Origin of the sequence: Streptosporangium sp. NBC_01639 (genome assembly GCF_045209755.1) — a bacterium.
In the GTDB taxonomy this organism is placed as follows: domain Bacteria; phylum Actinomycetota; class Actinomycetes; order Streptosporangiales; family Streptosporangiaceae; genus Streptosporangium.
Genome location: NZ_CP109272.1, coordinates 3196717 through 3218922, shown reverse-complemented (window position 1 = coordinate 3218922; position 22206 = coordinate 3196717). Strand labels below are relative to the sequence as shown.

The following is a 22206-nucleotide window of genomic DNA, read 5'->3' as shown; positions in this document are numbered from 1 at the left end:
ACGTCCCCGGTCCGTGCTCTGTGAGATGGGACGAGGGGGGCCGACAAGGGGTGAATCCGTCATTTAGGGTTATCTGCGTGCATTCCTCGAACCCAGCCCCGGCATGGTGACCGCCCTGCCCTTCAGTCAGTTCGAGGAACGCCTCTGGGCGGCGTTCGAGGCCGGCCAGACGGCCCTGTGCCTGAGCCTGCTCAGGGACGCCGACTTCGTACTGCCGATCACCCGTGCCGCGGCCCAGGGCGCCGAGCGGGTCGCCTGGGCGACGGCGGCCGACGCCGAACGGACCTGGCTGCTGGCCTACACCTCGGCTGAGACGATGGCGCTGGCCACCGGCGGCGTCACCGAGCACTACCGGATCGCCTCGATGGTGGAGCTGGCCGCGGGCTGGCCCGACCCCCGCTGGGGGCTGGCGATCAATCCGGGGCTGCCCGTCGGCTTTTTCCTGGAGTCCGGCACGGTGGCCAGGCTCGCCGTCCCCACCCTGGCCCAGGACCTCGCGCTCGCCCCCGAAGCCGGCGTCCCCGTGCTGCAGAAGCTGCTGCGCCCGGCCGACATCCACGACCTGTTCTCCGGCGGCGAGCCCCGGGTCTCCGGCTACTGCCACCACGCCCTGGACGTCTCGCACATCGCCACGCCGGCCGTGCTGGCCGACGCGCTCGGCCAGCCCGACCTGCTCACCGACGACGGCGGGCTCAACCTGCTGCGCTGGCGTCCAGCCGGGCTCGGCCTGTACCGCACGCCGTACGGCGGGGTGGATGAGGCGCGTCGTGCGGCGGTGGCCGGGTGGGTGGTGGAGGAGCCGCCGTTCGTGGGGCTGGGCCTGGTGTCCAACGTCGACCAGCTCATCCGCGAGTACAAGGTGTACGGCGTCGGGCTCACCCACGGTGCCGAGATCTGGGAACTGACCGCCGCCGGGACCGAACACCGGCGCGCGTTCTACCACGGCGACCTGCGGCGCTGGCTGCTCGTCGGGGTCCGGCCGGACGTCTCATGACCTGGCACTCCTACCGTGCCCGCTGGCAGGGCGCCGACTACCCCGCCAGCCCCGAGCCGTCCGCGCTGGAGACCTGGGTACGGCTCCGCCGTACGGAACCGGCCGAGGGCTTCGAGGAGGTCGAGCCCGGCTGCCACGTCCGGACCGTTCCCGCCGCCGAGTGCGAGTCCGTGCGCTTCGTGACCACGGTCTGCCGGTGGCGTGACGCCGACTTCCACGTGCACGACGAGCGCGAGGGCGAGGGCGAACTGCTGCTGGAGTATCTGGGCGGCTCCGCTCCCGAGGCGGTGGCGCTCGGCCTGGAGCGGGTCGAGCGCGGGGTCTACCGCCGGTGGGTCCCGCGGGCGGAGATCGGTGAGCTCCAGGAGCGCGAGGTCTTGCTGGACTTGTGAGGTTTGGCCGAATAATAACGATTTTTCGTTGCGCTCTTGTCGAATGATGTTCATGTGGCGGAAACTGACCAGAAACATATTCGGCACCTGAGGGGCGGGTGCGCACGGTGGGGGGGTGACATGGAGTCCTTCGGCGAAAAGGACGCCGCCGGCCTGCAGGCCTACGCGGACGAGCTGCGTGCGACCTTCATGCGGCTCCAGGACGAAGGCGCCGAGCTGCACGCCAAGGCCAGGGCCGTCCAGGTGACCGAGAAGTCGGATGACGGCCTGATATCGGTCACCGTCGGCTCGCGCGGCGAGCTGGTCCGGCTCGACATCGACCCGCGCATCTACCGGCGTCCCGACGCCCGCGCCCTGGCCGACTCGATCACCGAGACCGTCCAGCGGGCGGCGGCCAAGGCGCAGGAACGGATCATCGAGGTCTTCGAGCCGCTGATCCCGGCCGACCAGATGAAGACCCACCTCGCCGGCGATCTCGAATCTTTGCTGGCCCAGCTCGCCGATCAGATGGAGGGGAAGCGATGAGCGACGCCTACGACGGCCTGGAGATCTTCTCGCCTGCGGTGGGCAGAGGGATCTCGCAGTGGAATGTCATGGCCGGCGAGCTGGAACGGTTCTACGCGCAGCGGATGGCCAGGATCACGGAGCTCCTCGCCGCCGCGCCCTGGGGCGGCGGCACCGAAGGCAACGCCTTCCGGCAGTCCCTCATGCAGGGCGGCGGGCCCACCATCATGCTCACCAACGGCGCCAACGTCGTCCGGCAGATCGCCGACGCCGGCCCGCGGCTGCGCCGGACCCTCGAGAACTCGCTCGGCACCGACGGCGCGATCGCCCAGGACCTTGACCGGGGCAGAGTGCTCCAGGGCTGACGCGCACGGGATGAGCCGCGCCCGCCGAGGCGCGCAGCGGGGGAGGTCAGGGTCGGAGTGGGAGCGGGGGCGGCATGGGTACAGGCACGGGCACGGGCACGGGCACCACTGACACGATCAATCAGAGCGGGCAGCCGACCCGGCAGGGCGTGGTCCGCATCGTCACGGACGTCCGGCCCGCCTGGGAGACCGACAGCCTGCCCCACTGGGTGGTCTACACACTGATCCCGCTGCTGTCAGCCGGACAGAAGTGGCCCGAGGCCAGCGAGAGCAAGCTGTCGGAGCTTGCCCTGGAACTGGAGGGGCTGGGCACCGGGCTCGTGCCGTCCGCCGAGCCCGCGGGCCAGGCGGTCCGCACCATCATCACCGACCTGAAGATCCCGGCCACCGCCGACTTCGTCAACCGCGCACAGTCCCTGTTCGGCGAGCAGGCCGGCCTGGGCGGCATCTCCCGGGACGGGAACGCCTACGCTGCGAAGACCAGCAACTTCGCCGTCGAGACGCAGTACTCCAAGCTCTCCATCAACGTGGCGTTCTGGGTCACGGTCGTCGCCTACGCCATCGCCCTCATCGTCGCCTTCTTCACCGCCGGCGCGACCGCTCCGTTGATCGGCCCGTACGCGGCGGCGGCCCGCACGGCCATCAGCCGCATCCTCGTCCGCCTGGCCGCCATCGCGGGCCGGGAGCCCGCTGCCATCGGCGTGGCCCGGCTCGCCGCGCTCAGCGGCTCGACCGGCCCCGCCTTGATCACCCGGGTGCTCCTCTCACCGCTCGGCAAGGAACTCATCGAGGAGATCAGCGAGGAGGGCTTCATCACTGCCGTCGCCATGCGGCAGCAGGGTAAGTGGGACTGGAAGAAGTTCTTTGCTTCCACAATCGGCGCGGCCGGCGGTGCGTGGGTCGGCATGCGGGCGGCCGGCCCGATCTCCCGGATCACCAGAGGCGTGCCCGGCTTCGCAGGGCGGGCACTGAACACCGGCCTCACCAATGTCGTAGCCTCGCCGTTGGGCGGTTACCTCGCCAACGGCGTGGTCTACAAAGAGTGGGACCTGTCCAAGGCGTTCACCATGGACTCGATGACGGGCGCGTTCGCCGGCGGCGCCGGGCGCACCGGATCGATCAGCCCGTTCAACCCCGAGGTCTACAACTCACTCGCCCACCCGATCACGACCCTCGCCGCCGCCTACGACACTGCGGCTCTCGCCGACGCGATCCGCGCGGGCACCGGCCCCGGCCCTGGCACCGGCCCCGGCCCTGGCGGCCCGACCGGCGGTGACCCCGGCCCCACCACCAGCGGACCAGACGGCCCCGGTGGCGGCCCGGGTGTGACGGGCTTGGGCGTCCCCGGTGGTGGAACCGGGAACCAGGGAAGCGGCACCCGGAGCAGCGCTCCCGCTGCGCCCGCTACCACGGCCCCACAGGGCGGCCAGGCCAACCCGGACCTGGGGGGCGGCTCCCAGCGGTCGAGAACCACGTCGAGCACGCCGGCCGCCGCGTCCGCTGCCACTCCGGACGTCCAGGCCGGCGCCACTCCGGATGGCGCCACCCCGGCCGGCACCGTCCCGAACAGCACCGTCCCGGGCACGACCGCCGCGAGCGGTCAGGCGGCATCGAGTACGTCAGGCCCGAGTGGGCAGAACGGCCCAAGCGGGCAGGCGGCCTCAGACCCTGCGAATGCGGGTGCGTCAAGTGCGAGCGTGCCAGACCCCTCGAATACGGGCGCGACCACCGCGAGTGGGCAGGCGGCCCCGGACTCCTCGAATGCGGGTGCGTCAAGCGCGAGTGCGCCGGACCCGTCGAGTACGGCTGCGCCGAGTGCGCCGGATGTGAGCGGGCAGGGCGGTCCAGCCGCCGGGCCGGTCGCGGCGGACCCCACCGGTACGGCCACGCAGAGCGAGGCGAACGCGTCCACACAGGTCGCGGCGGGCACACCGAGTGGGCCGGCCGTGACGGTCCCCACGGGCACGACGCAGCTCGCCGAGTCGGTGATGACCGAGACCATGGGGATCGTGGCGCCGGACGCGTTGCTGGTGCAGGGCGGTCGTATGCGGCTGACCAGGGCGGACGGCAGTCCCGTCTACCTGTCCGCCGCTCCCCTGCGTGCCATGAGGGAACGGCTGGCGGTCCGGGCGAACGACGGCGTCAGCCCGCACCGGCTCCGTGCGGAGGCGGCCGCCTGGCTGGGCATCGAGATCGCCCAGGCAGACGGCAAATCCCCGTTGGAGAGCGCGCTCCAGGCGCTCCACTGGTTGGCGGAAGCGTCTCCCGAGACCATGGACGCGGCCATGCAGGTGGCCTTGGAAATCGTCCTGGACAATCCGGCCGGCATCGACCACTCCCAGCTGAACGAGGGTGCGAGCAAGCTGGCGAACGACCTGGTCCGCGCCGCGAACAAGCCGGCGAGCGCACCGGTGGACGAGTACGCGGCACTTCGTCCGGGGCAGCAGGTCAACGCGGCCAAGGAGATCGCCCGGCAGGCCGATGAGCTCGCCGCCCAACTGGCCGGCACGGCATCGAATCCGGGCAGATCGGTCACCTCGTCGGTGCCTCCCGCGCTCTCCGAGCTGTCCGCGCAGGTGAAGGAGCTGTCCGAGTCCCTGGCAGCCGCCGAGACCGGTCTGGAGGAGCGGGAGAAGGTCAAGTCGGCGAGCGCGGAGGCGGCCGAGAAACGGGCCGACGCGGCCATCAGGAAGGCGGATGCCGCCGAGGAGGCGGAGCGGAAGGGTAAGAAACTACCGGGAGAGCGTGACCGAAAGGCACCGGAGCGGCGCCGCCAGGCACGGGCGGATGCCGTGCTCGACAAGGAGACCTCGGCGCGCGAACTGCGGGCCGCCCTCAGGTATGCAACGGCCGTCAGCCGGGCCAAGGCCGTGCGTGAGGCGTTCGAAGCGGCGTCCGACGCGCTGCAGCGACTGGCCGCGGAGCGGAGGCCGGGGCCGGCGGCCGAGCTGGCCGCCGAGGCCGCCCGGCTTGTGCATGAGGCGGACTCCCGGCTCGCCGAGTATCAGGAGGCGTTGGCAGAGGCACTGCCGCCGCCGGCCGGGCAGGCCGCCAGCGTGCCGGCCGGGCCGCTGCCGCTCATGGCCGCTCTGACGAAGCAGGTCAACAAGGCACTGGCCGACAACGGCGTCGATCACCTGTTCACCCCCTCCGAGCTGGAAAAGCAGCTGTGGCCGCAGTTCCCCCAGCTGGTGTCCGGCGACGGGGCAGTGCTGAGGGTGGGGGTCGGCGAGACCGCCGAGGTCCGGATCAAGCTGCAGCTGAGCGATCTCGTGGAGGTCTTCGACCGGGAGGTGGCGGCCTCCGAGCTGATGCTCGGCCGCATGAAGCAGGGGCACAAGGCGGTATCGGTCACCACCAGTAGCAATACCGGCAGGACGACGGGGGTCGACGTGCCGGGACTGATCGGAAATCTGATCAAGGTGCTGCCGGCCCATCACCCCGCGCGGCTGTGGGCCGCGGCCATGCTGCCGCACATCGCGCTTGAGGGTGGCCACAGCAGCGGCTCCGGGAAGTCGACCAGTGAGAAGTCCAACTCCCGGGTCACGGGCGGCGGGGTCACGGACAACCGCGGTGAGTCGCTGGAGTACAGCGCGACCGCCCGGTACGAGATCGAGGTTCTCGCCCCGGGGAAGGCCGGGTGGCAGCCGGGCGAGCAGGTCACCGAGGGCTTGCCCGGCGACGTGACGCACGCCCAGGTGTACATCTCGCACGCACACGTCGATCACGGTCCCGGGAAGACCGATCAACTCCAGTTCTATCCGGGGCGGACACCGCAGCTCCCGGACCACGCGGTCATCGGCATGACCGGCCTGGAAGATGCCATCAGCCGGCTCACGGCGGCGCTGGGTCCCAAGCTCGCCGGAGTGGGCACCATGGCCCACCACGAGATCCGCACGATGATCGCTGAGGAGCTGCCGAACAGTCTGCTGGAGGTGGTGAACGACCCGGACGGAAAGAAATGGATCATCACCGCTGAGGGACTGCCGCGGCTGGAGATCATCGCCAAAGGCGAACTCACGTGGCGGCCCGTGGAGGACGGGAACGGGAAGGTGGAGCTGGACGCGAAGGCGTGGGGGACGGCCAGCACCAAGCAGCTCGGGGAGAAACTGGGCGTCTCGTTCTCCGAGGTGTCGGGAGGGCAGGGGACCAACCAGTCGTCGGGCGTGAACGCCACGGCGGGCGCCAAGTTCGGCAAGGACGCGTTTCCCCTGCCGGACATCGGCGTCACCGACCTGGCGGACGTCAAGGGCCTGTCGGCGAAGGCCGTCGCCAACGGTTCCGGCGGGGTGTCGCATTCCGGCGGGGTGAACGTGGGCGGCACGTCGATCGTGCCGATCGTGGCGCGTGACTCCGGGCACAACCAGGCCTACACGTTCGACGTGGTGACCACGTTCACCGCGCGGGTCATCGGTGAGAGCAAGCCACCGGTCACGAGCACGAGCACGCTCGGGGTGACGGCGCAGCTGCCGGAGAGCGCCGCCTACTACGCGGGATTCCCGGTTGACGCGGACATCGTCCAACGGGACGAGTCCGGTGCGGAGCTGCGGCACGCCGACGGCTCGCCGAAGCTGCGGGACGACATCTCACCTGAGCCGCCGCCCGGCCGGAAGGGGGAGCCGGCGACCTGGCAGGGGGACGGTCCTGGCCAGGTGCGCACGGTCGGGATGGGGCACACGCGGTTGACGGAGGACGCCGCCAACCTCGCCGAGTTCGCCAGGATCCAGCGCGTGACGGAGGAGTATCTGCGCGGGATAGGGGTGGATCCCGGTACGGAACTGGGTAGGCAACTGTCCAAGCTGAGGCTGGAGACCGACTACAACCAGCTCGTCAAGGACGGGATCCTGCTCCGCATCGTGGACGGGCGGAGCGGTCACCGGCCGGAGGAGACCACCCTGCGCATCCGGGGCAGTCGAGGCTGGGACAGCAGGGAATACGTCGGGCACGGGACCGCCAGGACGGTGGTCACGCTGTATATCGGGTCCGACACCGAGGGAAGCTCCAGCGGCCTGTCGGTCTCCGTGTCGGGGGGTGTCGCGGGCAACGCCGACTTCAAGTCCGGCAGCGGGGAAAACACTGTCGGCGGTGGTGCGGGCTACGGGCATAGCGCGGGCCAGAACTCCGGCGAGAGCGAGGGGCTCACCACCAACGGGGTGCTCCTGGCGGAAGGCCGCTCCACCACGGCGGAGACCGAAGAGACGGACAAGCTGACCGTCGAGCATCTGATGAGCGACGGGACGGTGAAAGAGGTCGCCACCGGCTATGTGCGGGTGGCGCATGCGCTGCCCGCCGGCATGCTGCCCGCGACCGGTTCCACCGGCCCCTCGCCCACGTTCCAGACACCCGCGAAGCTGCTGGACAGGGCCAGGCCGTGGGCCGTCGACACAGGTCCGAACACCGATCTCGTGAACGAGATCACCAAGAAGATGGGCATCGCGCAGGGCAGTGAGGCATGGCACGCCATCGCCCAACTCCTGAGCGACTCCAGCCTCATGTCCCACATCGAGTTCCTGCAGACCCCGTACGAGTTTGAGTTCGTCATAGCGTCGGAGGGGGTCCGGCCGCGCCGTTTCGTGGTGTCGATCTCCGGCCAGGTGGGCGAATCGCAGCACATCACCACCGGCGAGATGGTGGACGGCGACATCAACCTCACTCTGGGCAGCCACGGCACGTCCGCCGGCAAGCAGAGCGGCGGGACGTGGAACGGCTCCGCCTCGGGAGGCTTCAGCCAGGCCACGCAGCCCACGGATGGTGTGGATGCCGGAGGGTCCCGGTCGAAGAACCGTTCCACCTCGCGCACGAAACTGCCGATCTCGGGAGAGGAGTATCTGGGCATCGACACCGGCGACCAGGCGCTGTTCGCCGCGCAGTTGACCACCACCGTCACCGTCAGCGAGGTGGGCACGGGCAAGACCGAGACGGTCACGGCGGACGACGGCACGTACATGTTCCTGAAGCCCGAACGGGACGTGCTGCACATGTACGCGCAGGGAGAGGTGCTGCTGCCGCTGGACGAGGTGTCCGACGCGGTGGAACGGTTCCTGTACGGCCACCTGGAGATCAGGCGTGGCACGCAGGCCCTGCTGGTCAAGCGCTATCTTCAGGACATCAAGGCCGCCCGTGCCTCCGGTGCCGAACTCGGGCTGGCTGCCAGGCACACGCCGCAGGTGCTGCTCGACCGGCTCATGCAGCTGTTCGGCAACCAGGACCCGGACCTCCGGAAGGAGACCGACCCCGGTCGGCGCCTGGCCCGCCTGCTGGCCAAGGAGGCCGATCGGGCGGCGCACCCGGAACCGGACATGGTGGAGGTCGCGGACTCCGTTCGGGGCAAGCTGGGCCAGTCCTGGCCCGAGGAGATCGTCCTGCGGTACGGGAAGGACGGCCCGGAGACCGACCTGCACCGCGCGATACTCGACGCCGTCGAAGCGTACGAGCGGGCCAACCCGGACGCGAGACCGGTGCCGCGGCGCAGCCTGTTCAGCAGCTTCGCCGGTCGGCGCTGGCTGGGAGCGAAGCTGGCTAACATGCTCGGCGGGAACGGTTACGTCTACTCCCCGACGGTGCGAGCCGACGCGGGGGCCGGCAGGATCCCCCCCATCCGGTTGCAGGTGGATTTCGGCGACGGCCCGGTCGAACTGCTCGCCCATTACAGCGACCGTGGCCTGATCGTGCAGCGCTACGGCTACGACCAGCTCACCGCGTCCGAGTCGTCCGGCACGTCGTACGGAGGCAACGTCGGCGGCAGCGTTTCGCTGGGGAACGACGACGTCAATGTCGGTTTTTCAGGTTCGGGAGGGGTCAGCTACAGCCATTCCGGTACGGCCTCCAGAACACAGCAGTGGACCGAGCTGCAGCGGATCGCCACCTTCGGTCTGGACGAGATCCGCCATGCGATCAAGGTCACGATCACGGTCGGCGAGAGTCAGGTCACGGAGGTCACGGAAGGAGAGGCGGAGCAGAACGTCGCCCGCAAGCCTGTCGTGGTCGAGCTGGAAGGGGAGATGACCCGGCTGGTGCCGTCGGACCTGGTGATGGTGGAGAAGCCGCAGCGGGTCCCCGACCCCCGACCGGTGGTGAAGCTGCCGGAAACCTTAATGGTGGACAACCTGCGGACCGACGGGCTGGAGGCAGCCGTACGGGAGCTGGTCGCGGAGCTGCTCGGCGAGCCGGCCTCCAAAGAGGCGCTGGCCACGCTGGAACGCGACCTGTCGGAGATGCGGCAGGGTGTCAACTTCCGCCAGATGCTCGAGGAAGACGGGTCCACGACGATCCGCCTCACCCACCCGAGCAAGCCGGGCAAGGTGGTGGAGGTCACCATCAAGGCCCGGCCGCAGGACCTCCACGTCACCGTCACCGGCCGGAAGGACACCGAGATCGGCCTGGTGCGCCGGATCATGCACATCACCGAGCGGACCGTCAGCTGGAGCCGGAAGTTCTCCGTCGGCAGAGTCACACGGCTCCTCGGACTGAGCAGGTCGAAATCCACCGGCTGGCAAGTCTCGGTGCAGACCACGGTCAGCAACGGGAACCGCACCGAGCTGAGCCGCTTCGCGAAGGGCACCGCCGCCAGCGTCGAGGTGCCGGTGTCGTTCGACATCGCGGCCGAGGTGAAGACCGTGAAGCCCGGTAAGGCCGCGAAGCCTGGTAAGGCCGTGAAGCCCGGTAAGGCGGAGAAGACCGAACTGCGGGTCGAGGCGCAGGACGTCGCGACGGGCCTGGCCGAGGTGACCATGTTCGAGCGTGACCTGAGGAAGGTCGAGCTCTCACGTGGCGCCGAAGGCCGGCGCCGGTGGGGCTGGAGCCTTGGCGCGCCGGAGGTCACCCGCACCACTGAGCGGCCCGGCTGGCGGGCGCGGTGGCGGAGCAGGCCGGCGGCCGGGACCGCGCGTCCGCTCGATCTGAACGCGCTGATCACCGAGGCGAAGGCTGAGGGGAGGGCCGGCTCCGACATCGCTCCCGACGTCCTGCACAAGGGGATCGTCGAGGCGGCACGGTGGCACCTGTTCGGCCGCCGGAAGCCCGGCACACCGATCCTGCTCATCGCCACGGCGAGCGCCCCCGGACAGATGGGCCTGGTGACCCAGGCCCGGCTGCTGGCACGCGGGTTGCACGCCGACGTCCACCTTGAGCTCCGTGAGCCCGACGGCACCGCACATCACTACCGGGCCACTCGGGACGGCATGCTGCGCAGCGAGCTGCCCGACGGCGGATTCGCCTCGGCGTTCGGCACGCTCCCCGCCACGCTGGTGGCCCTCGCGGACGAGGCCGGAGTCGACCTGCGCGCACTGCACAACCGCTCGCCGGAGGAAGGAGATTTCGACCACCGGGTCCGCGAAGAGCTGGTCCGGCGCGGCGTGCCGGTCGCCTTCCCGGCGACTTCCGCCTCGCGCGCCTCCGCCACCCCCGACACGGAGGAGGGATCGGCAGGGTCGGGCGGCAGCTCCTACCAGGGAGTCGCCGGCGCGGGCGCGGTGTCGCCCAGCGCCACGGGCTCGGCATCGGTCGGTGGGATGGGCTCGGTGTCGGCACAACAGATCTCCGGGACGGCGTTCGTCGTGGACGGCCGGGCGCCGCATCTGCCCGACCTGACCGTGGAGGAGATCAAGGCGGCGATAAAGGATCTCCTGCCCTCGCAACTGGGCCGGGGCGTCAAGAGCCTGAGCTGGTCCGCGGATCGATCGACGCTGGTGGTGGAGACCGAGAGCCACGGCACGCACCACTTCCGGATCACGATCGGCCGGCCGGTGAAGCGGATGGTGTTGAGCGGCCGGGTGGAAGAGCTGATGGCGAAGACGACGACCCCGTCGCGCGACTTCCCGTACCTGCACGACACGGTGCTCACCGAACGGCCCCACCCGGACGTTGTGAAGCGGATGGTGATCCACGAGATCAGCCACCTGCTCCAGCGGCAGGAGCAGGGTGTGATCCGCCGTGCTCTGTCGTGGGTGACCCGGACGGGCGGTCGGGACGAGTGTGCGACGGCGCTGTACAACGAGTATCGGGAGGTGGCGGATCAGTGGCGATCGGCCCGTACGGACGAAGAACGGGCCTACCACGAGCGTGAGATGAACGGGCTGGCGTGGAGCCTCCGGGACCGCGGCCAGGCTCCGCCGGTGCCGCCGCAGAACGACGGGCAGCAGGCGGTGCCGGCCCAGGGGGGCGGGCTCGCCGCCCTCCTCAACCGCCCCGACGCCGGCACCGCTCCGATGCCGGCCCGACCGGCTCCGCGGCACGCGCTGAGGGACGAGTACTGGGACCGGATGGCCCGGATCAGCAACACCACCGGCTGGCTCCCGCCGGAGGAGGAGAAGTGCGACTGCCCGCCCGGCGAGCCCTGCGTCTGCGGCCGGCGGCCGGTGGACCCCGGCCCGAGGAACAGCACCCCGCCGCCGGCTCCCGAAACCCCGAAGCCGGACCCGGGCCTGGAGCCGGATCCGGACCCGGCACCGGCACCGGCCAAGGGGCAGCGCCATACCGTCGCCTCGGGCGAGACACTGTGGCAGCTCGCCGAGGAACACTACGGCGACGGCCACTACTGGAAGGACATCTGGGAGCACAACCGCAAGGTGATCGGCTCTGACCCCGCCGACCTGCCGGCCGGTATGAAGCTGTTCCTGCCGAAGAACCTGAAGGACCTGGTGGCCGGTCACGCGAACTGAGCGGCCCGCCCCAGGAGCCCGTCGGCCCGTTGCCGGACTGGAAGACTGCAAGAGAGGACTGCGATGCCGTTTCCGGTGGCGCGGAGCAGGGACGAAGCGCATCTGTACCTCGACCTGTACCCGTGCGAGTGTGGTTCGGCCGACACGACCTGGGAGAGCGCGCTGGCGAACGTCGGAGGGGAGCCGGTCTCCTGGTACACCGGAGTGTGCCCGGGATGCGGCACCGAGCGCGAGTTCCTGTTCGGCCTGCCGGAACGCGAGGTGGCGTCCGCGCGGTTCCCGGCGTTCGGCGGCCCGGAGCCGTCGCAGCTGCTCGACGCCGGGGAGTGGCTGTGGGTGGCCGACCTGACCGCCGGGAACGTGCCGGTCGGTGAACCCAGCGAGGCGCTGCAGGCGCTGACGATCGCGATGGCGGCGATCGAGGAGGTCATGAAGTTCGTCTCGCCGGGGCAGGAGGAGGTGTCGGACGGCGGGTTCTGGTCGGAGCGCGGGCAGCGGGTGCGCGCGGCGGCGCCGGGTCGCTTCCGGCTGAACCGGCTGCTGGTCGTCCGGAACACCTACCGCGACCTGGCGGCCCGGCAGGCCTGACCCCTGAGGACCTGGCCGCCGTCGCCGGCGGTCAGGTCCTCGGGCTGCGGCCACGGGGGCCGGTGGTCAGGCCGTCATGGCGACCAGGATCCGGCGGGCACCGGTGAACGGCTCCCGGCCGTGCGCGCACAGCATGTTGTTGATGATCATCACGTCGCCGGGGCGCCAGGGGAACGCGAAGGAGGCCTCGTCGTAGGCGGCCTTGATCGCGGCGAGGTCGGCCGGGTCGATCGGGGTGCCGTCGGCGAGGTAGGCGTTCCGCGGCAGGTCGGCCTCGTCGTACAGCGACAGCAGGGCCTCGCGGACCTCCTCGTCCAGGCTGGTGACATGGAACAGGTTCGCCTGGTTGAACCAGACCTGCTCGCCGGTGAGCGGCTCGGTCTGGTGCGAGGGCCGGAGATGCCTGGTGCGCAGGCCGTCCTCGGTCCACTCGAACGTCTGCCCGTGCCGCGTGCAGTGCTCCTCGACCGCCGCCGGGTCGTCGGTCTGGAACGACTCCTGCCAGGACAGGCCGAGCCCCTCCCGGAAGGACCTGGCGTACACGACACCGTCGGCGAACCGGTCCCGCACCTCGTCGGGGATCAGGCGGAACACCGCCCGGCTGTCCGCGATCGGGGTGGCCCCGCCGGTGGCCGCGGCGGTGGCGCAGGTGAAGAACAGGTGACCCGGCCATGTGTCCGAGTAGGAGTTCTCGTTGTGCATCGGGAGCGACTGGTCGGCCGGATACTCGGTGGAGGTGTAGATGGACTCGGTGACGGACGTGCGCGGCGTGGAACGCTCGGTGTAGCGCAGCGGGTCACCGCCGACGACGCGGACGATCCGGTCGAACAGCTCGAGGTCGGCCGGCAGGTCGCGGAGCAGCACCGCGCCGTGCCCGGCCAGACCCGCCCGCAGGCTCTCGCGGTGCGTCGTCACCCAGTCGAGAGGGTCGGTCACGTCCGGCCCGAGGCCGTACACCACGACGGTGGTGTGGTCGTTGCCGTCCAGCTGCCCGGTCACCGGCCCGAGCTGGGCCAGGTCCGTGGGGATGACACCCGTCATGATGCGTTGGTTCCTTTCAGGCGGCGTTGCCGTTCCTGCATGCCGATGAGGTCGTCGGGGAGCGAGTCGGGCACCTCGGTGTCGAAGTTCCGCAGCAACCGGATGGCGGACGCGCAGACGGTGACCGCGGCCATCATCAGTGCGAAGACGACATAGGTGAGGCCCACGCCCCGCCCGTCGCCGGTGCCGATGACCGCGCCGACCGAACCGGCGAGCGCGCCGTCCGGCTGCAGCAGGGGGTTGAACAGGGAAGTGGCCAGCGGCGCCAGCACGGCGAACCCGAGCGGCAGGGTGGACCACGAGATGGCCTGGTTGAGGGCGAGCACCCGCCCGTGGTACCGCTGCGGCACCTTGACCTGGATCAGCGTCACGTAGATGCCCTGGGAGACCGTCATTCCCATGGCGAGGCAGAAGACACCGGCCATGACCACGACCAGGGACGGCTGCAGCCCCATCACCAGGCATCCGGCGGCCATCACCAGGTTGCCCAGGAACACGCCGATCATCCGGCGCTTGCGGGGGCCGCCCCAGAGCGCCATCAGCACCCCGCCGGCCACCGCGCCCACGGCCTCGGCCACCGCCACCTGGGCGACCTGGGAGACCGTGCCGAAGGAGAGCGTCAGCGGGACGGTCAGCACCAGGGCGGGGCCCAGGAAGACGTTGGCGACGGCGAAGTAGACGACCATGGCCCGGAACCCGCGGAGGTTCCAGGAGAACCGCAGCCCCTCCGCGATCGCGGTGACCAGCGGCTCCTTGCGGCGGAAGCCGAGGGTGTCGGGGAAACGGACGACCAGCAGCACCACGAGGGCGAACAGGTAGCTGGCCACGTCGATGGCGAGGATGCCGGTCAGGCCGATCGCGACGTACAGCCCGGCGCCCATCAGGGGGGCGAACAGCATCGCGAACCCGTTGGTGAGCTGGGTGAGGCCCACCGCGTGACCCAGATAGCGTTTGGGCACCAGCTGCGGGACGGCGGTCTGGAAGGCCAGCCGCTGGTAGGTGCCGGCCATCGAGTTGAGCGGCAGCAGCAGGTAGATGACCCACAGGTCCAGCCGGTCGGTCAGCAGCAGCAACGTGATGCAGAGCTGGATCACGCCCGAGATGCCACTCGCCGTGATCATCACGCGCCGCCGGTCGAACCGGTCGATGAGCGGACCGGCGATGGGCAGCATCGCCACCCCGCAGAGCAGCGTCAGCGCCCACAGCAGCCCGAGGTCGGTCACCGACCCCGTCCGGTCGAACAGCCAGACCGGTACGGCGAAGCCGGTCAGCGCCGACCCGGTCGACGACACCAGCTGGCCGATCGCGACGCTGAGGAACCTGGAGTTGCTCGGCTCCACCGCGGGCGGGCCCGCGGGTTCTCCGGGGCCGGCCGGGTAGTGCGTGTCGTGCAGCGCCCAGGCGGCGTCCGGGCCCCGCTCGGCGACGCCGTACCCGGTGGTCTCCCGCCGGGCCATCGCCGGGTGGATGGCCGTGACGATCTCGGCCAGCTCCTCCGAGCGGTGCTTCAGGAAGAAGTGGCCGGCCTGGTCGAGCACCACCAGCCCGGTGGTGGTGGTGAGGAACTCCCATTCCCGGTACCGCTCGGTGTGGTAGTCGGTCACCGGGTCCTCGGAGCCGACCACCGAGATGATCGGGGCGGACATCGGCTCCGGCCGCCGGTCGAGCAGCTCGGTGAAGTACTCCTCGGCGGCACGGGAGTCGGCCCGCATGTTGCCGATGATCCGGTCGGCCTGCTCCGGATCGAGCGCGTCGGTGTCGACGCCCATCCCCTTCAGCCAGTTGGCGGACTCGCGGTTGCTGCGCAGCTTCTCCAGCCGGGTCCGGACCGCGCCGACGACGCCCTTGAGCCGGGCGAACGGGAACATGGCGCCGATGTAGACCGCGTCCACGTCCCGGCCGGCCTCGGTCAGTTTCCGGGCCACCCCGACCGCGATGGCGCTGCCGACGCCGCAGTGCCCGTAGAGGACCAGCGGGCCGTCCACCCGTTCGCGGATCTCCGCCACCACCCGGTCCACCAGTTCGTGGAAGGGCAGCGCCTCCTCGGTCAGGCCCACGTCGTGGCCGGGGATGGCCACCGAGTACAGGGCGTGCCCGGCGGGGAGGGCGTCGGCGAGCGGCTGGTAGACGATCGCGCTGCCGCCGCCGTACGGGACGCAGACGTAGGACAGGGTGCGCTTGCCGGCCTTCGGGGTCAGCTCGTACAGCAGCGGCTGCGGCCCGGAGGCCGCGCCGGCCCCGGCGTCGATGAAGACGGCCAGCTCACGGATGGTGCGGTTCTGGAACAGGTCCATCACGCCGACCGGCCGTCCCGAGCCGTCGGACGCCTTGCGGATCCTGGCCACCACCTGGGTGGCGAGCAGCGAGTGGCCGCCCGAGTCGAAGAAGTCGTCGTGGACGCCGAGCCGTTCCACGCCGAGGACCTCGGTCCAGATGCCGGCCAGCATCCGTTCCGTGGCGGTCTCCGGCTCGACCAGTTCGGCGGTGGCGTCCCGTGTCGCCTGCGGGGCCGGCAGCGCCTTGCGGTCCAGCTTGCCGTTGGGGGAGAGCGGCAGCGCGTCCAGGACGACGAACGCGGTCGGCACCATGTAGTCGGGCAGGCTCTGCTTCAGCGCCAGGCGCAGCTCGGCGATGTCGATCTCGCCGCCTGCGTCCGCCTCGCCGGAGGTCGTCAGGTAGGCGACCAGCCGCTTGTCTCCGGGGGTGTCCTCGCGGACCACCACGACCGCGTCGGTGACCTCCCGCCGTTCCCGCAGCACCGTCTCGATCTCGCCGAGCTCGATGCGCAGGCCGCGCAGCTTCACCTGCTGGTCGATGCGGCCGAGGAACTCCAGGTTCCCGTCGCGGCGCCAGCGTGCCAGGTCGCCGGTGCGGTACATCCGGCCGCCCGGTTCGGCGCCGAACGGGTCGGGGACGAACCGTTCGGCGGTGAGCGCCGGGCGGCGGTGATACCCCCTGGCCACCCCGACCCCGCCGATGTGCAGCTCGCCGGGCACGCCGACCGGGGTGGGGCTGCCGTGCCGGTCGAGGACGTAGAGCCGGATGTTCGCGATCGGGGCGCCGATCGGCAGGGTGACCGCGCCGGCGATGCCCTCCGGAGTGCAGTGCCAGGAGGTGACGTCGATGGCGGCCTCGGTGGGCCCGTACAGGTTGTGCAGCTCGCAGTGCGGGAGCGCCGCGATGAACGTGGCCGCGGTGGCCACCGGAAGCTCCTCGCCGCTGCAGATCACCCGGCGCAGCGCCGTGCAGTCCGCCGCGGCGTTCTCGTCGTCGGCGAGGAACACCGCCAGCATCGACGGGACGAAGTGCGCGGTGGTCACGTTCTCGCTGATCAGCAGGGTGCGCAGATAGGCCGCGTCCTTGTGGCCGCCCGGTTTGGCGAGCACCAGCCGCGCCCCGGTGAGCAGCGGCCAGAAGAACTCCCACACCGACACGTCGAAACCGGCCGGGGTCTTCTGCAGCACGACGTCGCCGTCGTCCAGCCGGTAGGTCCGCTGCATCCACTGCAGCCGGTTCACGATGCCGTGGTGGGTGTTGGGCACGCCCTTGGGCCGGCCGGTGGACCCCGACGTGTAGATGACGTAGGCGGCGTTGCCGGGGGTGACCGGCGGCCGGGGGTCATCGGTGGGCTGGTCCGCCCACTCGCCGGGCCGGTCCAGGTCCAGGATGACCGCGTCGGTGGCGGGGACGGTGTCCCTCAGGTGCTCCTGGGTCAGTACCACGGGGGCGGCGGCGTCGTTGATCATGAATGTCAGCCGGTCGGCCGGATACTCGGGATCGAGCGGCAGGTAGGCCGCGCCCGCCTTGAGCACGCCCAGCAGCGCCACCACGAGTTCGGCCGAGCGTTCGGCGTAGACGCCGACCAGCGTCTCCGGTCCCACGCCCAGGCCGCTCAGCCGGTGTGCCACCCGGTTGGCCCGCTCGTTCAGCTCCGCGTAGGTGAGGTGGCGGCCCTCGAAGGTCACCGCGACGGCGCCGGGGGTACGGGCGGCCTGCGCCTCGACCAGGCCGTGCAGCGTCGCCCCCGCGTCCAGCTCGGCGGCGGTGTCGTTCCACCCGTCCACCAGCAGTGTCCGCTCGGCGGTGTCCAGCATCGGCAGCTCGGACACCCGGGTGGCGGGGGCGGCGACGATCGACCGCAGGAGGGCGAGGAAGCGGTCCGCCATCCCCGCCACGGTGGCCTCGTCGAACAGCGCCGTGTTGTAGACGAACTTGACGATCAGCCCGTCCGGCACCTCGATGACGTGCAGTTCGATGTCGAACCGGGTGGCCCGCAGGTCCATCGGCAGCCACGCGATGCGCAGGTCCGAACTCCCCGCATCCGCGATCCTGCCCATCTGGTAGTTCTGCAGCGCGAACATCGCCTGGAACACCGGCGACCGGCTGACGTCGCGGGGCACGCCGAGCGCGTTGACCAGCTGCTCGAACGGGACCTCCGCGTGGTCGAAGGCGTCGAGCACCTCGACCCGGGTGCGTTCGAGGAGCTCGTCGAAGGTGGGGTCGTCGTCGAGCCGCGCGCGCATCGGCAGCATGTTGACGAACATGCCGACCACGTTCTCCAGCTCCGCCAGCGACCGGCCCGCCGAGGAGGAGCCGACCGCGAAGTCGTCCTGGCCGGAGTGCCGTGCCAGGAGCACCTGGTAGGCGGCGAGCAGCGTCATGAACAGGGTCGAGCCGCGCTCCCGGGAGAGCCGGTTGACCGCGGCGGTGAGGTCGGCGTCGGCGTCGACGATGTGCCAGTCGCCGTCGAAGGCCTGGGTGGCGGGCCGGGGCCGGTCGGTGGGCAGTTCCAGAGCCGGCACGCCGGCGAGCCGGTCGCTCCAGAACTCCAGCTGGCGGTCCAGCGCGGGACCGGTCTGGGTCTGCCGCTGCCAGTGCGCGAAGTCTCCGTAGGAGATCGGCAGGTCGGGCAGCGCGGCCGGGTCGTCGGCGCGCCGGGCGTGGTAGGCCGCGGCGAGGTCGCGCAGCAGCAGGTCCACCGACCAGCCGTCGCCGACGATGTGATGGGTGGTGACCAGCAGCCGGTGGTCGTCGTCGGCGAGCCTGACCAGCAGGGCGCGGAGCAGCGGCCCGTCGGCCAGGTCGAACGGTTCGGTGGCCGCCTCGTCGATCAGCACCTGGGCGGTGGCCTCGTCGTCCGCCGTGACGAAGCGCAGCGGCACCGCGACGGACGGCTCGACGTGCACGGTGGGCCTGCCGTCCGCGTCGGCGGGGAACCGCATCCGCAGCGCCTCGTGCCGGACCGGGAGCGTCTGCAGGGCCTGCTCCAGCAGGTCGAGGTCGAGCTCGCCGGTGAGGCGCATCGGAACCGGGATGTTGTACTGGCTGGTGCCCGGCGCGAACTGCTCCATGAACCAGACGCGCTCCTGCTGGTAGGACAGGGGCGGGACGGTCCCGGTGGGGCGGGGCGCCACGGTGGTGGCGGCCCGCCGGCGTAACCGCTGCTCCAGCAGCGCCCGGCGGGCGTCGGCGGAGGAGGGCCGCGCGGGCGGCTGGGGGGAGGTGTCCGGGGTGGTCTCCGGGATGGTCGTCATGCTCGGCCGTCACCTTCCGCTGTGAGTAGCCGCTCGACGTCCTCATCGCTGAGCTGGTCGAGGTCTTCGGTGAGCCGCCGTTCGATCTCGGCGGCGAGGTCGGCGACGGTGGCGTAGGAGAACAGCCCGCGGACCGGGATGTCGACCTCGATCTGGCCGCGGATCCTGGCGATGGCCCGGATCGCCAGCAGGGAGTTGCCGCCGAGCTCGAAGAAGTCGTCGTCGACGCCGATCTTCTCCACTCCCAGCAGCGCGGCGAACACCTCCGCCACCAGCTCCTCGGCGGCGGTGCGGGGCGCGACGTACCCGCGGTCCGGAGCCGCCGCCGGGGTGGGGAGCGCGGCGTGGTCGAGCTTGCCGTTGGGGGTCAGGGGCAGGGCGTCGACGGTGACGTAGCCGGACGGGATCATGTACTCCGGCAGGACGGCGGCGAGCGCGTCCTTCGCCGCCGCCGGGTCCGCGTCGCCGACCAGGTAGGCGACGAGCCGCGCGCCGTCGGAGGCGTCCTCCCGGACGGTGACGGCGGCGGCGCGGACGCCGGGCAGCGCGCGCAGGGCCGTCTCGATCTCGCCGGGTTCGATGCGGTAGCCGTGCAGCTTGATCTGGTCGTCCGCGCGGCCGAGGAACTCCAGACTGCCGTCGGCGCGGCGGCGTGCCAGGTCGCCGGTGCGGTACATCCGCCCGCCGGGCGGGCCGTAGGGGCACGGCAGGTAGGCGGCGGCGGTGGCGCCCGGCCGGTTCAGGTAGCCGCGGGTGACCTGGGGTCCGGCGACGTAGAGTTCACCGACGACGTCGACGGGGACCGGCCGCAGCCCGTCGTCCAGCACGTAGGCGGCGTTGCCGGGGGCCGGCCGGCCGATCCCGACCGATCCCGACCGGTCGACGGGCAGCGCCTCACCCGGTGCCACCAGGGCCGCGACGCAGCCGACGGTGGCCTCGGTGGGACCGTACTCGTTGACGACGGTGACGCCGGGGTGGCGCTCCCGCCAGGCGGCGACCCGGTCGGCGCGCAGCGCCTCACCACCCAGCACCAGGTCGGCGCTGGGCGCCACGTGGTCGGGCAGCGCCGCCAGCAGCATCAGGTGACCGGGGGTGGCCTTGAGGAACGTCGGCTTCCCGTCCGCCGGGAGGTTCTCGTCGAGAGCGGCGAACCGTACCGCTCCGCCGACGGTCAGCGGTCCGAACAGGCCGGTGACCGTCAGGTCGAACGAGATCGGGGAGTGCAGCAGCGCCTGTCCCGCCAGGCCGGGATAGGAGGTGCCGGCCCAGGTCAGGTAGGCGGCCACCGAACCGTGTTCGACCACGACGCCCTTGGGGGTGCCGGTCGAGCCGGAGGTGTAGATGACGTACGCGACGTTCCCGGGTCCGGCCGTCTGCGGAGAGGCCGGTTCCCCGGTCCACTCGCCGGGGTCGTCGACGGCGAGCACGACTCCGCCGCCGGCCGGCAGGGTTCCCGCCAGGTGCCGCTGGGTGAGCACCACCGCGGCGGCGGAGTCGGCGAGCATGTACGCCACCCGGCCGGCCGGGTAGGCGGGGTCCACCGGTACGTAGCCCGCTCCGGCCTTCCACACGCCCAGCAGGGCGGGCAGCAGCTCCAGGCACGGCTCGGCGTACACCGCGACCAGCGACTCGGGGCCCACGCCCGCCCGGCTCAACCGGGCCGCCACCCGGCCGGCGGCCTCGTCCAGCTCGGCGTAGGTCAGCCGCCGGTCACCGACGATCACGGCGGTCGCGTCCGGGGTGCGGGCGGCCTGCGCCTCCACCATGCGGCCGACCGTGGCGTGCTCGCGCGGCGGCTCCGGGGTGCCCGCCGCCAGCAGCGACGCGCGCTCGGCGTCGTCCAGCAGCGGCAGGTCGCCGATCCGGGTCTGCGGGTCGGCCGCGGCGGCGGCCAGGACCCGCAGGTAGCGGGCGACGAACGTCTCCGCGGTGGCCCGGTCGAACAGGTCGGTGCGGTACAGCAGCCTGCTGGTGCCGGTGGTCAGGTCGAAGGCCAGGTCGTCCTTCGAGGTGGTGTAGGGGATCGGCTCGATGCCGGAGTCCGGGATGTAGTTGAAGCCGATCTGGTAGAGCGGCTGCACCCCCGGGTCCCGCTGCGGTGCGACCGCCTCCACGACCGCCTGGAACGGGATCTGGCCGTTCTCCATGGCGTCGAGCAGGGTGGTGCGGACCCGGCCGAGCAGCTCGGCGAAGGCCGGGTCGCCCGAGGTGTCGGTCCGCACCACCATCTGGTTGATGAACATCCCGACCAGGCCGGTGACCTCCGGCAGGTCCCGCCCGCTCATGGTCACCCCGACCACGGTGTCGTCGTCGCGGGACAGCCGGGACAGCAGCGCGACGTAGGCCGTCAGGAACACCATGAACGGGGTCGCGGCCGAACGGCGTCCCACCGCGGTGAGCCGCCCCTGCAGCTCCTCGGGGACGGTGAAGCGGACCTCGTCCCCGGCGTAGCCGAGCTGGGCGGGCCGGGGCCGGTCGGTGGGGAGGGTGTGTACGGCGGGCAGCCCGGCCAGCCGCGACCGCCAGTAGTCCGTCTGCCCGGTCAGCGCCTGGCCGGTGAGCTGGTCGCGCTGCCAGGCCGCGTAGTCGGCGTACTGGATGGGCAGCTCGGGCAGGTCGGCTGGTCTGCCGTGCGCCGCGGCGGCGCACAGTTCGGATATCTCATCCGAGAGGATGACGGCGGAGGCCGCGTCGAACACGGCGTGGTGGACCACGAAACCGACCACCCAGCGCGCGTCGTCGGTCCGGACCGCCGTGGCCCGCCACAGCGGGGCGCGGTCGGTCGGGATCGCGGCCCCGGCGTCGGCCAGGAGGTGCCCGAACAACCGGGAGCGGCGCTCCTCGGCCGGGAGCATCCGCAGATCGTGCACCCGCACGTCGAGGTCGACCTCGGCGTGCACCACCTGGCGGAGGGCGCCGTCGACGGTCCTGAAGGAGGTACGGAGCACCTCGTGCCGGTCGGCGACGGCCTTCAGCGTCGCGACGATCTCGTCGGCCTCGAACGGATGCGGGATCTCGAACGAGCACGGCAGATTGAACACGGGCGAGGCGGGGTCCATCTGGTCGGCCAGCCAGATCCTCTCCTGGCCGAAGGAGGCGGGAGCCTCCCATTCCCTGGCGGTCACCTCG

At 71.4% G+C, this 22206-nt stretch carries 9 protein-coding genes; 6 read left to right on the top strand and 3 right to left on the bottom strand.

Features of this window, described 5'->3' with window-relative positions; translation table 11 throughout:
• Positions 1-103 precede the first annotated feature (103 nt).
• The 6 genes from OHA77_RS14235 (at position 104) to OHA77_RS14210 (ending at position 12502) form a co-directional block, all read left to right on the top strand.
• Positions 104-994, top strand: coding sequence for an SseB family protein (locus tag OHA77_RS14235; RefSeq protein WP_406318562.1), 891 nt, complete (start codon positions 104-106; stop codon positions 992-994).
• Positions 991-1386, top strand: coding sequence for a hypothetical protein (locus OHA77_RS14230; protein ID WP_406318560.1), 396 nt, complete (start codon positions 991-993; stop codon positions 1384-1386). Before OHA77_RS14235 ends, OHA77_RS14230 begins: the two co-directional genes overlap by 4 nt.
• A 120-nt stretch (positions 1387-1506) precedes the next feature.
• Complete coding sequence (locus tag OHA77_RS14225; protein ID WP_326820135.1) at positions 1507-1911, top strand: YbaB/EbfC family nucleoid-associated protein; 405 nt, start codon at positions 1507-1509, stop codon at positions 1909-1911.
• Positions 1908-2255 (top strand): hypothetical protein, encoded by a 348-nt coding sequence (locus tag OHA77_RS14220; protein WP_326820136.1) that lies wholly within the window; start codon positions 1908-1910, stop codon positions 2253-2255. The genes OHA77_RS14225 and OHA77_RS14220 overlap by 4 nt, the downstream gene beginning before the upstream one ends.
• A gap of 74 nt (positions 2256-2329) precedes the next feature.
• Positions 2330-11914 carry a LysM peptidoglycan-binding domain-containing protein gene (locus tag OHA77_RS14215; protein WP_406318557.1) on the top strand — a complete coding sequence of 3195 codons (9585 nt, stop codon included), beginning with the start codon at positions 2330-2332 and terminating at the stop codon, positions 11912-11914.
• A gap of 63 nt (positions 11915-11977) precedes the next feature.
• On the top strand, positions 11978-12502 hold the full coding sequence (locus OHA77_RS14210) for a hypothetical protein (protein WP_406318555.1): 525 nt from the start codon (positions 11978-11980) through the stop codon (positions 12500-12502).
• Positions 12503-12568: 66 nt separating this feature from the next.
• Here OHA77_RS14210 and OHA77_RS14205 read toward each other — a convergent pair whose 3' ends face one another.
• Genes OHA77_RS14205 through OHA77_RS14195 form a run of 3 tightly spaced genes read right to left on the bottom strand, consistent with a single transcriptional unit; the run spans position 12569 to position 22202 of the window.
• The gene (locus OHA77_RS14205; RefSeq protein ID WP_406318553.1) at positions 12569-13543 is read right to left on the bottom strand and encodes a TauD/TfdA family dioxygenase; all 975 of its coding nucleotides are present in this window, start codon (positions 13541-13543) and stop codon (positions 12569-12571) included.
• Complete coding sequence (locus tag OHA77_RS14200) at positions 13540-19077, bottom strand: amino acid adenylation domain-containing protein (protein WP_406318551.1); 5538 nt, start codon at positions 19075-19077, stop codon at positions 13540-13542. Before OHA77_RS14200 ends, OHA77_RS14205 begins: the two co-directional genes overlap by 4 nt.
• The gene (locus tag OHA77_RS14195) at positions 19074-22202 is read right to left on the bottom strand and encodes a non-ribosomal peptide synthetase (protein ID WP_406318549.1); all 3129 of its coding nucleotides are present in this window, start codon (positions 22200-22202) and stop codon (positions 19074-19076) included. The genes OHA77_RS14200 and OHA77_RS14195 overlap by 4 nt, the downstream gene beginning before the upstream one ends.
• Between the last annotated feature and the right edge of the window lie 4 nt (positions 22203-22206).